This window comes from Frankia sp. KB5 (assembly GCF_002099325.1).
GTDB classification, from domain to species: Bacteria; Actinomycetota; Actinomycetes; order Frankiales; family Frankiaceae; genus Frankia; species Frankia casuarinae.
Window position 1 is genome coordinate 1 of sequence record NZ_MRUJ01000038.1, and the last position, 14,221, is coordinate 14,221.

A 14,221-nucleotide genomic window follows, 5' to 3' on the forward strand; every position below is an offset into this window, starting at 1 on the left:
GCCGGTCATCGTCTCCTGCAGCAACCCGGTGGCGGCAGCGGCGAACTCGGGGCCGCCGAGCGCCGCCGCGAGGCTCACCCGGTCGATGCAGTAGGGCAGCGCCCGGCGGACCGACAGCTCACGCAGCGCGGCCGCGGAGGGCCCATTGAACCCGACGGTGAGCGCCAGGGTGACCCCGACCCCGTCGACCACGAGACGGGGGTCGTTCGCCCTGGCGAGCTCCACGGCCCGGCTGTCGGGTATCTTCCCGTCGAGCGACATGTCCGCGTCGCCGCTCTCCAGCTCCTGCTGCATGGCCTCCGGACTCAGGCCGTCGAAGATCGTTATATGGTCGGGCAGGGCGCGGCGGATCCCGTCCGAGGACGCGCTCCACGATGGGCTGCGCGACAGCCGGTACCCCTCGCCGGGGGCGACCGTGAACCGGTACGGCCCGGCCGAGACCAGGTTGTGCAGGTACTCCAGCGAGTCCGGCGGGTAGGCCAGGGCCTCCAGCGGCACCGGGGAGGCCGCCGGCAGCGCCAGCACGTCCACGAAGTCGTTCACCGGGGCCAGTAGGTGGAACGCGAGCGTGTCGTCGCCGACGATCTCGATGCCCTCCACGGTGCTGCTCTCGACGAAGGCCGCGGCGTCGGCGACCGGGGTCGCCGCCAGCTGGGCACAGAACTCCCGGAATCCGACGATGGTCGCCGTGAAGTAGCCGCGCAGCGGTGACGGGTTCGGGGGCGTGCACAGTCGCTTGATGCCGCGGGCGACGTCGTTGGCAGTGATCCGGCGCTGGTTGGGGGTGTCCCAGCGCGCCGCGGGACGCAGCCGCACCGTGTAGACCAGCCCGTTCTCGGTGACGACCGGCGCGCCGACGGCGAGGTCCGGCCGCGGGATGGTCGACTTCGTCGTGTCCTCGTCGGAGGGATAGCTGTACAGCTGGCGGGTCACGAGCCGGCTGACCGCCCGCTCGCCGGGCTGGTCGGCCCAGCCCGGATCGCCACTGGGCATCCACTGGGTGACGATCCGCAGCGTGCCGCCCGGCTTGCCGGACGGAGGGGGCGTGGTGGTCGTCGCCGGGGTGGGACTGGCAGCGAGCTCACGCGATCCGTCCCCCGAGCCACCGCTGCAGGCGGTCACCGTGGCAGCCAGGACCGTGGCGAGCAGGATCGTGGCGAGCACGGACACGAGGCGAGGCAGCCGGCCTCCACGGCCGCGACCACTCCCGCGGCCGGGACCAGGGCGCGGGCCGAACTGGGCGTTCAATTCTTCAGCAGCAGACCGAGACCGACGATGCAGGTGAACCAGATGATCCCAACAGCGATGGTCAACCGGTCGAGGTTCTTCTCCACGACCGAGGACCCACCCAGCGACGAGGACACGCCGCCGCCGAACAGGGTGGACAGCCCGCCTCCCTTGGCTCGGTGCAACAGCACAAGCATGATCATCAGAATACTCGCGACAATCAGGGCGATCGACAGACCGATCGTCATCTAGACCAGCTCCCGCTCCTCGGGGAAGTGGCAGGCCGCTCGGTGCCCAGGCCGAACCTCCGACAAGGGCGGTTCCACCGTCCTACACACCTCCTCGGCCTTCCAGCAACGTGGGTGGAACCGGCACGCCTTGAGGGGATCGGGCGGGCCGGACACGTCGCCACGCAACAGTATCCGCTCTCACCGACAGTGCTTCGCCTGGTCCGGTGGTCCGGCACCGGGACGGCCGGCGGCAGGGCGAGTGCGCGGTAGGCGAGTGTACGGACGCGTCCGCCGTCAGGCCGGCGGCCCGCTGCGCACGATGCCGACGAACTCCTCGGCGACCAGGCTCGCCCCGCCGACCAGCCCGCCGTCCACGTCCGGCATGGTGAACAGCTCGCCGGCGTTCGCTGCCTTCACCGAGCCGCCGTAGAGGACACGGATCCCCGCGGCGATCTCATCGCCGTACTGACTGGCCAGCTGGCCGCGGACCGCCGCGCACATGTCCTGGGCGTCCTGCGCGGAGGCGGTGCGGCCAGTGCCGATCGCCCACACCGGCTCGTAGGCGATGACGATCGTCGCGGCCTGCTCGGCGGTGATGCCAGCCAGCGACCGCTCGAGCTGACGCAGCACGTGCTCGACCTGGGTGCCGGCGGCCCGGATCTCCTCGGGCTCCCCCACGCACAGGATAGGGGTGAGCCCCACGGAGAAGGCCGCCTTCGCCTTGGCCGCCACCAGCGCGTCGTCCTCGTGGTGGTCGGCCCGGCGCTCGGAGTGCCCGACGACGACGTAGTCGCAGCCGRGCTTGGCCAGCATCGCCCCGCTGATGTCACCGGTGTGCGCACCCGACGCGTAGGGGGAGAGGTCCTGCCCGCCGTAGGCGATGGCGAGCTTGTCCCCGTCCACCAGGGTCTGCACGCTGCGCAGATCGGTGAACGGCGGGAGAACGACGACCTCGACGGTCTCCAGCTCGGCGGGCTTGAGATCGAAGGCGATCTTCTGCACCAGCGCGATCGCCTCGAGGTGATTGAGGTTCATCTTCCAGTTGCCGGCTACCAGCGTCCGTCGGCCGGTGCCCTTGACGCCGGCGGCGCCCTTTGAACCGGCAGCGCCCTTCACCGACCTGTCCTTGCCCACGCCGTCCTCGTCCTTCCCGGATCCCCTGTTCTTCCCGGATCCCCTGTCGGAACCTCGCTCAGATCTTCCCCGGCCCAGCAGGGCCATCAGCCGGCCCCGGCCCCGGAGGTCCCGCGGACGCCGGACGTCCCGCGGAGGCCGGACGTCCCGCGGAAATCAGACATCGAGGGCCGCGAGCCCGGGCAGCGTCTTGCCCTCCAGGTATTCCAGGCTCGCGCCGCCGCCGGTCGAGATGTGACTGAAGGCATCCTCCGGGATGCCGAGCGTGCGGACCGCCGCGGCGGAGTCGCCACCACCCACGACGGAGAACCCCTTGCCGGCGGCGACCGCCCCGGCCACCCCCCGGGTGCCCGCGGCGAACGGCGCGAGCTCGAACACGCCCATCGGCCCGTTCCAGAAGACCGTGGCCGCTCCGGCCAGCCGCGCGGCGAACAGCTCCGTCGACGCCGGGCCGATGTCGAGCCCGAGCCAGCCGGCGGGGATGGCGTCAGCCGCGACGACGGCGGTGTCCGCGTCGGCGGCGAACCTGTCCGCGACGACGACGTCGGTCGGCAGCACGATCCGCTCCCCGCCCTCGGCGAGCAGCTCCTTGCACGTTTCGATCATCTCGGTCTCCAGCAGCGACCCGCCGACCCCGTGACCGAGCGCCGCCAGGAAGGTGAAGCACATCCCCCCGCCGACGAGCAACGCGTCGACCTTGGGCAGCAGCGCGCGGATCACGCCGAGCTTGTCGGACACCTTGGACCCGCCGAGCACGACACTGTAGGGACGCGCCGGGTCGCTGCTGAGCCGGCGGAGCACTTCCAGCTCGGTAAGCACGAGCCGACCCGCGGCGTGCGGCAGCCGCTTCGGGACGTCGGCGACGCTGGCATGGGCCCGGTGGACCGCGCCGAAGGCGTCCCCGACGTAGAACTCGGCGAGCGCCGACAGCTCGTCGGCGAAAGCCGCGCGGATCGCCGCGTCCTTGCTGGTCTCCCCGGCGGCGAAGCGCAGGTTCTCCAGCAGGACCACCTCGCCGTCCCCGAGTCCGGCGACCACCTCGCGGGCATGCGCACCGGCGATGTCACCGCTGCCGTCGCCGGCGAACGCCACCGGCCGGCCCAGCAGCTCGGCGAGCCGACCCGCCACCGGCTCCAAGGAGTACTTCGGGTCCGGTTCGCCCTTCGGCCGGCCCAGGTGCGAGCTCACGACCACCCGGGCGCCCCGGTCCAGCAGCGCGGAGATGGTCGGGACGCTGGCGCGGACCCGGCCGTCGTCGGTGATGCGCGGGGTGTCACCGGAACGATCCAGCGGCACGTTCAGGTCACTGCGGACCAGCACTCGGTGCCCGGCGACCTGCAGGTCGTCGATCGTCCTCACGCTTCGTTACTCCATTGGGGAGAGAAATTGTCGAGGAAGAGCCGGAGAGGATCCTCTCCGGCCCGGTCGGGAGGAACGGCCGGGGAGGACCGGCGCCGCCCGACGGGTTTCGCCTGCCGGCGGCGCGCGGGCCCAGCGGCGCGCGGCGACCAGCGGCGCGCGGGCCTAGAGACGCGCGGCGACCAGCGCGGTCAGGTCGACCAGCCGGTTGGAGTAGCCCCACTCGTTGTCGTACCAGCCGACGACCTTCACCTGATTGCCGGCGGACATCGTCAGCAGCGAGTCAAACGTGCAGGACGCCGGGGTGTTGACGATGTCAGAGGAGACGATCGGGTCCTCGGTGTAGACAAGGTAGCCCTTCAGCGGGCCCTCCGCCGCCGCTTTGAACRCCGCGTTGACCTCTTCCTTGCTGGCCTTCTTGTCCAGGGTGGCCACCAGGTCGGTGACCGAGCCGTCGAGGACCGGCACCCGCATCGCCAGTCCGTCGAGCTTGCCCTTGAGGTGGGGCAGGACCAGCGCGGTGGCCTTCGCCGCACCCGTGGTGGTCGGGATGATGTTCTGCGCCGCAGCCCGCGCCCGCCGCAGGTCCGAGTGCGGGAAGTCCAGGATGACCTGGTCGTTGGTGTAGGCGTGGATGGTGGTCATCAGCCCCTGGCTGATACCGAAGGCCTCGTCGAGCACCTTCGCCATCGGCGCGACGCAGTTCGTCGTGCAGGATGCGTTGGACAGGATGTGGTGCCTGGCCGGGTCGTAGGCGTCGTCGTTCACGCCTATCACCACAGTGATGTCCTCGTCCTTGGYCGGCGCCGAGATGATGACCTTCTTGGCACCCGCCTGCAGGTGCTTGCCCRCATCCGCCGCCTTGGTGAAGCGGCCGGTGGACTCGATGACGACGTCCACGCCCAGATCGGCCCAGGGCAGCGCCGCCGGGTCGCGCTCGGCCAGCACCTTGATCACGGTATCACCGACGCGGATACCCTCGTCAACGACACCGACCGCAGCGGACAGCGTACCCAGCGTGGTGTCGTACTTGAGCAGATGCGCGAGAGTCTTGTTGTCGGTCAGGTCGTTGACCGCGACGATCTCGAGATCGTTCCGGTTGCTCGCCGCGAGCGCCCGCCAGAAGTTACGACCGATTCGCCCGAAGCCGTTGACACCCACCCGCGTAGCCACGTCCAGGACTCCCTACCGTCTTGTCTCGTCGTTTCGATAGTCACGCCGTCGTTCCATCGCGACGTCGTCGTTCGGTTGTGACGTTCTCGTTCGTGTGGCGCTGTCGTTCGTGTGGCGCTGTCGAGGCAGGAGCCTAACGAGTTTGCACATCATCGGCGGGAATCCGAACCGTGCGATGTTGGTCTCCTCACACGGTGCGGGCACGCCCCACCCGGAAACTACATCCCATCACATGGCTGCGCTGCCGCACCGCCGGTGCGCCTCCGCGCAGGGCCGGGGGCCGGCAGATCCCGTGGACCCGCGCTGACGCCGGCCGAACCGCCCAGGCGGGCGCCCCACAGGGCGGGTCCCACCCCGAAGAGCCCCGAAGAGCCATCCGATCCCGATGGTGCTACTGGGCCAGTAGTCCACTTGCGGGTATGACTTGCAGGTATGAAATGTCTGGGCCTGACCTGGGCCGCTGTTGCTCAGGCGTTCTCAAGGAGATCCGGGGAGACGCTCGCCTCGGTGTTGGGGATACCGAGCGCGTTGGCCCTCTTGTCGGCGAGCGCCAGCAGCCGGCGGATCCGGCCGGCGACCGCATCCTTGGTCAGCGGCGGGTCCGCGAGYGCGCCCAGCTCCTCCAGGGAGGCCTGCGCGTGCTCGATGCGCAACCGACCGGCCGCCAGCAGGTGCTCCGGGGCGTCGTCGCCGAGGATGCGCATCGCGGCCTGCACCCGGGCGCCGGCGGCCACCGCGGCCCGGGCGGAGCGGCGCAGGTTGGCGTCGTCGAAGTTCGCCAGCCGGTTGGCGGTCGCCCGGACCTCCCGGCGCATCCGCCGTTCCTCCCAGGCGAGCAGGCTGTCGTGCGCACCGATCCTGGTCAGCAGCGCGCCGATCGCGTCGCCGTCGCGGATGACGACGCGATCGACGCCGCGCACGTCCCGGCTTTTGGCCTGGACCCCCAGCCGACGCGCCGCGCCGACCAGGGCGAGCGCGGCCTCTGGACCAGGCGAGGTCACCTCCAGCGAGCAGGACCGACCCGGCTCGGTCAGCGAACCGTGGGCGAGGAACGCGCCCCGCCAGGCCGCCGCGGCGTCACAGGCGGAGCCCGTGACCACCTGCGGCGGCAGCCCGCGCACCGGACGGCCACGCTGGTCGAGCAGGCCGGTGGACCGCGCGAGCTGCTCGCCGTCTCGCTCGACGCGCACGATGTAGCGCACCGAGCGGCGCAGCCCACCGGCGGCCAGCACGGCCACCGTCGAGGGGAAGCCGAAGACCTCGGCGACCTCACGACGCAACCGGCGGGCGGTCGCGCCAGTATCGAGTTCCGCCTCGACCACGATGCGACCACCGACGATGTGCAGCCCCCCACCGAAGCGCAGCAGGGCCGCCATCTCGGCCCGCCGGCAACAGGGCTTCGCGACCCGCAGCCGGCTCAGTTCGTCCTTGACGGTGGCCGTCATCGCCGCCACACCGATCACTCCTTGGCTTCACCGGATGGGGTCCGGCGGACCGGTCCGCCGGACGATGAGTACTGCGTGACCGGCCGCCGGGACGCGGGCGTCGGGCAGGTCGCCTCCGGGAGTCCCGCGAACACCGCAYGGAAGGCCGCGGCGAGCCGGACCGGATCGTGCACGGGCGCGCCGGGGATCCGCACCRGCGCCAGATGGAGCCGGGCACCGACGTCCGCCGCCGCCCGGGCGAGCAGATCGGGGTCGGGCACGGCGGTCGGATCGGCGATCACCACGTCCAGCCGCAGGCCGGGAACGTGCCGGCCGAGGGAGTGGAGATGGGCCTGGGGGGTGTATCCCTCGGTCTCCCCCGGCTGGGCGGTCAGGTTCAACACCATCACCCGGTTCGCCCGGGACGTCGCGATCGCCCGGTTCATCTCAGGAACCAGCAGATGCGGCAGCATGCTCGTGTAGTGCGATCCCGGTCCAAGGATGATCCAGTCGGCCGCGCCCGCCGCGGTCACCGCCTCCGGACAGGCCGGCGGTGCCGCCGGCGACAGCCGGACACCCGCGACCCRTCCACCGGTCGTGGCCACCGCGGCCTGCCCGCGCACCTCGACCTCGGCGGTGGGCGCCGCCGGATCCAGCCCCACGACGTCGGCGACGATATCGATGCCCCTGGTCGACAGCGGCAGCACCCGCCCCCGCACGCCGAGGAGGGTGGCGGCCAAGTCGAGCGCGGCCACCGGTGATCCGGTGCGCTCGGCGAGCGCGGTCAGCACGAGGTTGCCGACCGCGTGCMCGGCGAGCGGCCCGTCGCCGCCGAACCGGTGCTGGAACACGTCCGCCCAGGTGGTCGACCATCCGTCCGGTCCGGCCAGCGCGGCCAGGGCCATTCGCAGATCGCCCATGGGGAGCGCGCCGAGCTCCGCGCGCAGCCGCCCGGAGGATCCACCGTCGTCACCGACGGTCACCACGGCGGTAAGCGCCGAGGTGATCTGCCGGAGCGCGGCGAGCGAGGCGGCGAGCCCGTGGCCGCCGCCGAAGGCGACGACCGCCGGTGCCCGGTCCGGACCGTCGGAGCGCGCGGCTACGCCCTTGAGGTTCACGGATGGTTCACTCCCGTCCCAGGTCACGGTGCACCACCCGGACTCCCACGCCGCCCGCGGCGAGCCGGATGCCGAGCTGCTCGGCGATCGCGACGCTACGGTGCTTGCCGCCGGTGCACCCGACGGCCAGCGTGAGATACCGCTTGCCCTCACGGGCGTAACCCTCGCCGACCAGGCGGAGCAGCGCCGAGTACTGGTCGAGGAAGTCCTGCGCTCCCGGCTGGGCCAGCACATAGTCGCGCACCTGCGGATCGCGGCCGGTGAACGGGCGCAGCGCCTCCACCCAGTGCGGGTTGGGCAGGAACCGGCAGTCGGCGACGAGATCCGCATCCAGCGGAAGTCCGTACTTGTACCCGAACGACACCACCGTGGCGTTGAGCCGGTTGGCGTTCGGCTGCCCGAACGCGGCGTCGATCTTCGACCGCAACTCGTGGACGTTCAGGTCGGTGGTGTCGAGGACCAGGTCGGCCTCGCCGCGCAGCTCGGCGAGCAGAATCCGTTCCCGGCCGATGCCGTCGACCACCCGCTCGTCGCGCTGCAGCGGATGCGGCCGGCGGACGTGCTCGAACCGGCGGATCAGCGCGTCGTCGCTGGCCTCGAGGAACAGCATCCGGGGATGCATGCCCCGCGCGTCGAGCGCCGCGATCGCGGCGCGCAGGTCAGAGAAAAACGGCCGGCCCCGCACGTCCACCACGACGGCGATGCGGCTGATTGCCCCACCGGAACGACGGCCCAGCTCAGCCATGGTGGACAGCAGCTCCGGGGGAAGGTTGTCGACGACGAACCAGCCCAGGTCCTCCAGACACTTCGCCGCGGTGCTGCGCCCGGCGCCGGACAGCCCGGTGATGATCGCCAGATCCAGGGTCGGGGTGGTCATGAGACGGTCTCCGTGTCGAGAATCTCTCCGGTGCGCGGGTCGACGACGGGGGCGGGCGCGTCGGCGCGGCCCGGCGCCGACCGGGCCAGCGCGGTGACGATCGCCGCCGCCGTCCGCGGGCCGATGCCGGACACCTGCGCGATCTGCTCGGCACTCGCCGCCCGTATCTTCGCCACCGAACCGAAGTGGCGCAGCAGGGCCTTGCGCCGGGTGTCACCCAGGCCGGGGACCTCGTCGAGGGCGGAGGCCACCATGGCCGTGGACCGCTTCTGCCGGTGGTAGGCGATGGCGAAGCGGTGCGCCTCGTCGCGCACCCGTTGCAGCAGGTAGAGCGCCTCGGACGTCCGCGGGAGGATGACCGGGTCCGCGGTGTCCGGCAGCCAGACCTCCTCCAGCCGCTTCGCCAGCCCGCACAGCGCCACCCCGCCGGGGCCGGCGTCGATGCCGAGCTCGTCGAGCGCCCGGGCCGCCGCAGCCACCTGGGGCGCCCCGCCGTCCACCACGACGAGGTTCGGCGGGTAGGCGAACCGGCGCGGCCGCCCGGTCCCCGGATCGATCGGCTGCGCGGCACCCGGCGCGCCGGCGATGTCGCCAAGCTCGGCGATGTCGGCGATGTCGGCGGTGCGGGACCGCTCGGCGAGGTAGCGCGAGAACCTCCGGTGGATGGTTTCGTACATGCTCGCCACGTCGTCCCCGGCACCCTCCCGGCCGGCACCCTCCCGGCCGGCGATGCCGCGGATCGCGAACCTGCGGTACTCGGACTTGCGCGGCAGGCCGTCCTCGAACACGACCATGCTCGCCACGACGTTCGTGCCCTGGGTGTTCGAGACGTCGAAGCACTCGATGCGCAGCGGCGCGTCGGGCAGCTCCAGGGCCTCCTGAAGCTCGGCGAGGGCACGGCTGCGGGCGGTGAGGTCACTGGCCCGCTTCGTCCGGTGCAGCGCGAACGCCTGCTTGGCGTTGCGCTCCACCGTTTCGAGCAGGGTGCGCTTGTCCCCACGGCGGGGCACGCGGACCTCGACGCGGCTACCCCGGGCCGCGCCGAGCAGTTCGGTGACCGCCTCGACATCGGGCGGCAGGGCGGGCACCAGGATCTCGCGGGGGATGCCTTCCCCCTGGGATCCCGCGGTGGTCGTGGGCACCGTCGAACCGGCGGTCCCGGTCGAGGCCGCTCCCGTGCCGTCGAGGTACTCCTGGGTGAGGAACTGCTCGACGAGGTCCGCGGTCGTGACCTCGTCGAGCTTGTCGACGACCCAGCCCCGCTGGCCGCGTACCCGCCCGCCACGCACGTAGAACACCGCGACGGCGGCCTCCAGCTCGTCCTCGGCGAAGGCGATGACGTCGGCGTCGGTGCCGTCGGGCAGGACCACGGCCTGCTTCTCAACCGCACGGCGCAGGGCGCCGATGTCGTCGCGCAGCCGCGCGGCGCGTTCGTACTCCTGGGCCTGCGCCGCCTGCTGCATCTCCCGTTCGAGCCGACGCAGGTAACGGCCCGTCTGCCCGGACATGAAGTCGCAGAAGTCCTCGACGATCTCCCGATGGGTGGCCGCGTCGACCCGTCCCACGCAGGGTGCCGAGCACCGGTCGATGTACCCGAGCAGGCACGGCCGTCCGACCTGCGCGGCCCGTTTGAAGACCCCGCCCGAGCATGTGCGGGCGGGGAAGACCCGCAGGAGCAGATCGAGGGTCTCCCGGATGGCCCAGGCATGCGCGTACGGGCCGAAGTACCGGACGCCCTTGCGCTTGGGTCCCCGCATGACCTGCAGGCGCGGGAACTCCTCGTGGAGGGTCACGGCGAGACTCGGGTAGCTCTTGTCGTCGCGGTAGCGGACGTTGAAGCGCGGGTCGAACTGCTTGATCCACGTGTACTCGAGCTGGAGGGCCTCGACCTCGGTCGAGACGACGGTCCAGTCGACCGAGCTCGCCGAGGAGACCATGTGCTGCGTACGCGGATGGAGGGTGTGCAACTCGGCGAAGTAGTTGGCCAGCCGGGCCCGCAGGTTCTTGGCCTTGYCGACATAGAGCACGCGACCGTGCTCGTCACGGAAACGATAGACACCGGGTGTCTCGGGGATCGAGCCCGGCGCGGGCCGGTAGGACGCCGGATCAGCCATGAACCGAGCCTACGGCGACCTTCATCCCGAGCAAGCAGCACCTGCACGTAACCATTTCATCACGCATAGCGCGCGGGCTTGGCGGCGGGTTCCCTCCGGTGGTGGCGGTAGGGTGACGAGCGGCGACGGCCACCCGGCAGCATCGTGACCGATTACACACCTTCCGCTGTTTCGGGGGCCCCCGTTGGCGTCCGGGGCGGAGGGCTGCGACCCTCGAGACATCGGGCAAGCGAACCGAGGGAGCCAGCGCGTGCTTGGTAAGGACGTCACGGCGGAGTTCGTCGTGGACGACGCGTCCAGCCGTGGGCGGATCACCGTGTTCCAGATCTGCTGGGGCGCCCGCGACCCGTTGGCCGTGTCCATGACGCTGGTGTCCAGGCCGGAGCATCCCGCGCTGCCGCAGGGCAGCTGGGTCGCACCACGCGACACCCTGCGCGCCGGCCTGGAGACGGCGGTGGGCGACGGGGACGTCCGGATCGGTCCCGACGCGGATCGGCGCGGCGTGCGGCTCGACCTGGTGCACGGCGACCGCCAGTCCGTGGTAGTGGTCGCGGCGTCGTCGCTGCGCAGCTTCCTGGACCGCACCGAGCGGCTTGTCCCGACCGGTCAGGAGCACACCGAACAGGAGCTGGACGCCGTCCTCGCGGACCTGCTGCGGACCTGAGAGGGCGGGAGCGGTCCCACCTCGGCGACCCGGTCACTGAGGATCTCCCGGAGGAAGACCGCGGTGTGGCTCTCCTCGACCGCAGCCACGGCCTCGGGCGACCCCTGCGCGACGACACGGCCGCCTCCCGTGCCCCCCTCCGGACCCAGGTCAATGATCCAGTCCGCCGTCTTGATGACATCGAGGTTGTGCTCGATCACGATGACCGTGTTCCCGGCGTCGACCAGCCGGCCGAGCACGCCGAGCAGCTTGCGGATGTCCTCGAAGTGCAGACCGGTCGTCGGCTCGTCGAGCACGTAGACCGTCCGGCCGGTGGAGCGCCGCTGCAGCTCCGAGGCGAGCTTGACCCGCTGCGCCTCGCCGCCGGAGAGGGTCGGCGCCGACTGGCCGAGCCGGACGTACCCCAGGCCGACGTCGTTCAGCGTCCGCAGGTGGCGGGCGATGGCCGGCACCGCGGCGAAGAACTCCGCCGCCTCCTCAATCGGCATGTCGAGCACCTCGGCGATGTTCCTGCCCTTGTAGTGCACCTCCAGCGTCTCCCGGTTGTACCGGTCGCCGTGGCAGACCTCGCACGGCACGTACACGTCTGGCAGGAAGTTCATCTCAATCTTGAGGGTGCCGTCACCGGAACACGCCTCGCACCGCCCGCCCTTGACGTTGAACGAGAACCGGCCCGGCAGATAGCCACGGACCTTCGCCTCGGTCGTCTCGGCGAACAGTCGGCGGATGTGGTCGAACACGCCGGTGTAGGTGGCGGGGTTGGACCGCGGCGTGCGTCCGATCGGGGACTGGTCGACCCGGACCGCCTTGTCGAGATTGTCGAGCCCGCTGACAGTGCGGTGCCGGCCCGGCACCTGCCGGGCGCCGTTGAGCTTGTTCGCCAGGACGGCGGCGAGGATGTCGTTGACGAGGGTGGACTTCCCCGAGCCCGACACCCCGGTGACGGCCACGAAACAGCCCAGCGGGAACGACACGGTGACGTCGCGCAGGTTGTGCTGCCGGGCCCCGTGCACGGTCAGTGCCCGGCCCTTGGCCGGCACCCGGCGGATGTCGGGCACCGGGATCCGCCGCCGCCCGGACAGGTAGGCGCCGGTCATCGACTCCTCGCTGGCGAGCAGCTTCTCGACCGGCCCGGAGACGACGACCCGACCGCCGTGCTCGCCGGCGCCGGGGCCGATGTCGACCACCCAGTCGGAGGCGCGAATCGTGTCCTCGTCGTGCTCGACGACGATGAGCGTGTTACCCAGGTCGCGCAGCCGCAGCAGGGTCTGGATGAGCCGGCGGTTGTCCCGCTGGTGCAGGCCGATCGACGGCTCGTCGAGCACGTACAGCACCCCGACGAGCCCGGAACCGATCTGGGTGGCCAGCCGGATGCGCTGTGCCTCGCCGCCCGCCAGGGTGCCGGCGGCCCGGTCGAGGGAGAGGTAGTCCAGCCCCACGTCCAGCAGGAATGTCAGCCGCGCGTCGACCTCCTTGAGCACCCGACCGGCAATGGTCCGCTCCCGTTCGGTGAGGTCGAGCCCGCGCAGGAACACGGCGCACTCGCCGATCGCCAGACCCGAAACCTCGGCGATCGACCGGCCACCCAGCGTCACCGCGAGTGACTCCGGCTTTAGCCGCGCGCCGCGGCAGGCCGGGCAGGGGATGTCGCGCATGTAGCCCTCGTACCGCTCCCGGCTGCTGTCCGACTCGGCCTCGCGGTGCCGGCGGCCCAGGAAACCGATCACGCCCTCGAAGGAGGTGTGGTAGGAACGCTTGCGGCCGTAGCGGTTGGTGTAGCCGACGTGGATCTCGGTGCCGCCGCTGCCGTACAGCACGGCCTTGCGGGCCCGCTCGGGCAGCCCCTCCCACGGGGTGTCCATCCTGAAGCTGAGGTCCTCGGCGAGGGCCGTGAGCAACCGTTCGAAGTACTCCTTGTTGTGGCCGCCCGACCAGGGGGCCACCGCGCCCTGCGCCAGCGACAGGGTGGGGTCGGGCACGACGAGCTCCGGGTCGACCTCCTTGCGGGTCCCGATCCCGGTGCACTCGGGGCAGGCGCCGTACGGCGAGTTGAACGAGAACGACCGCGGCTCCAGCTCCTCAAAGGAGAGGTCGTCGTAGAGGCAGGCCAGATGCTCGGAGTACATCCGCTCGCGCTCGGGATCGTCGGCGTCGCGGTCGACGAAGTCAACCAGGACGAGCCCGCCGCCCAGCTTCAGGGCCGTCTCCACCGAGTCGGTGAGCCGCCGCTTCGCTGACGACTTGATCGCGAGCCGATCGACGACGACCTCGATCGTATGCTTGCGCTGCTTCTCCAGCTTCGGCGGATCGGTGAGCGGCACCACCGTGCCGTCGACGCGGGCCCGTGCGAACCCGGAGCTCTGCAGCTCGGCGAACAGGTCGACGTACTCGCCCTTGCGGCCACGCACCACCGGGGCCAGCACCTGGAAGCGGGTGCCTTCGGGCAACTCCAGCAGCCGGTCGACGATCTGCTGCGGGGTCTGCCGGGAGATCAGCCGCCCGCACTTCGGGCAGTGCGGACGGCCGGCGCGGGCGAAGAGCAGCCGCAGGTAGTCGTAGACCTCGGTGATCGTGCCGACGGTGGACCGCGGGTYGCGCGAGGTCGACTTCTGATCGATGGAGACGGCCGGAGACAGCCCCTCGATGAAGTCGACGTCGGGCTTGTCCATCTGCCCGAGGAACTGCCGCGCATAGGCCGACAGCGACTCCACGTAGCGCCGCTGCCCCTCGGCGAAGATTGTGTCGAAGGCGAGGCTGGACTTGCCGGACCCGGACATACCGGTGAAGACGATCAGCCCGTCGCGGGGCAGGTCGAGGTCGACGTCACGGAGATTGTGTTCACGCGCGCCACGCACGACAAGACGATCGGCCATCGACAAACCCTCATGATCTTCAGTAAGA

Annotated in this window: 11 protein-coding genes and 1 pseudogene; 1 reads left to right on the plus strand and 11 read right to left on the minus strand. The window is 71.2% G+C overall.

All coding sequences use genetic code 11. The annotated features are described in order from the left end of the window. The 10 genes and pseudogenes from KBI5_RS04510 to uvrC all read right to left on the minus strand — a co-directional run. Window positions 1–1,170, minus strand: a 1,170-nt coding sequence (locus KBI5_RS04510; RefSeq protein WP_085014402.1) for an ABC transporter substrate-binding protein, incomplete at its 3' end; no start/stop codon positions are given. A gap of 74 nt (window positions 1,171–1,244) precedes the next feature. Further along, on the minus strand, window positions 1,245–1,475 hold the full coding sequence (gene secG / locus KBI5_RS04515; RefSeq protein ID WP_011436079.1) for a preprotein translocase subunit SecG: 231 nt from the start codon (window positions 1,473–1,475) through the stop codon (window positions 1,245–1,247). Next, window positions 1,476–1,661, minus strand: a pseudogene (locus KBI5_RS04520) (oligopeptide/dipeptide ABC transporter ATP-binding protein); the annotation flags it as partial. Between the two features lie 90 nt (window positions 1,662–1,751). Next, the gene (tpiA, locus tag KBI5_RS04525) at window positions 1,752–2,678 is read right to left on the minus strand and encodes a triose-phosphate isomerase (RefSeq protein WP_277870080.1); all 927 of its coding nucleotides are present in this window, start codon (window positions 2,676–2,678) and stop codon (window positions 1,752–1,754) included. Window positions 2,679–2,747: 69 nt separating this feature from the next. After that, a complete protein-coding gene (locus tag KBI5_RS04530) occupies window positions 2,748–3,950 on the minus strand; it encodes a phosphoglycerate kinase (RefSeq protein ID WP_085014403.1) in 1,203 nt (400 codons plus the stop codon). Window positions 3,951–4,115: 165 nt separating this feature from the next. Next, complete coding sequence (gap, locus tag KBI5_RS04535) at window positions 4,116–5,123, minus strand: type I glyceraldehyde-3-phosphate dehydrogenase (protein ID WP_085014404.1); 1,008 nt, start codon at window positions 5,121–5,123, stop codon at window positions 4,116–4,118. Between the two features lie 467 nt (window positions 5,124–5,590). Further along, window positions 5,591–6,568 (minus strand): DNA-binding protein WhiA, encoded by a 978-nt coding sequence (gene whiA / locus KBI5_RS04540; RefSeq protein WP_076804536.1) that lies wholly within the window; start codon window positions 6,566–6,568, stop codon window positions 5,591–5,593. Between the two features lie 14 nt (window positions 6,569–6,582). Further along, window positions 6,583–7,665, minus strand: a complete 1,083-nt coding sequence (yvcK, locus tag KBI5_RS04545) for a uridine diphosphate-N-acetylglucosamine-binding protein YvcK (protein WP_085014405.1) — start codon at window positions 7,663–7,665, stop codon at window positions 6,583–6,585. A 7-nt stretch (window positions 7,666–7,672) separates the two neighbouring features. Beyond that, window positions 7,673–8,542: an RNase adapter RapZ gene (gene rapZ, locus KBI5_RS04550; RefSeq protein WP_011436073.1), complete on the minus strand. Its 870-nt coding sequence runs from the start codon at window positions 8,540–8,542 to the stop codon at window positions 7,673–7,675. Beyond that, window positions 8,539–10,656 carry an excinuclease ABC subunit UvrC gene (gene uvrC / locus KBI5_RS04555; RefSeq protein ID WP_085014406.1) on the minus strand — a complete coding sequence of 706 codons (2,118 nt, stop codon included), beginning with the start codon at window positions 10,654–10,656 and terminating at the stop codon, window positions 8,539–8,541. The genes rapZ and uvrC overlap by 4 nt, the downstream gene beginning before the upstream one ends. 250 nt (window positions 10,657–10,906) lie before the next feature. On the opposite strand from uvrC, the gene KBI5_RS04560 reads away from it, so the two are divergent. After that, complete coding sequence (locus KBI5_RS04560; protein ID WP_011436071.1) at window positions 10,907–11,320, plus strand: SsgA family sporulation/cell division regulator; 414 nt, start codon at window positions 10,907–10,909, stop codon at window positions 11,318–11,320. On the opposite strand, the gene uvrA is transcribed toward KBI5_RS04560, so the two are convergent. Next, window positions 11,263–14,193, minus strand: coding sequence for an excinuclease ABC subunit UvrA (uvrA, locus tag KBI5_RS04565; protein WP_085014407.1), 2,931 nt, complete (start codon window positions 14,191–14,193; stop codon window positions 11,263–11,265). The two genes, KBI5_RS04560 and uvrA, sit on opposite strands and share 58 nt — an antisense overlap. Window positions 14,194–14,221 lie beyond the last annotated feature (28 nt).

Bases quoted from the DNA above. Each gene is read 5' to 3' on its own strand.
- secG (WP_011436079.1), bottom strand. From the start codon at position 1,475: ATGACGATCGGTCTGTCGATCGCCCTGATTGTCGCGAGTATTCTGATG.
- rapZ (WP_011436073.1), bottom strand. From the start codon at position 8,542: ATGACCACCCCGACCCTGGATCTGGCGATCATCACCGGGCTGTCCGGC.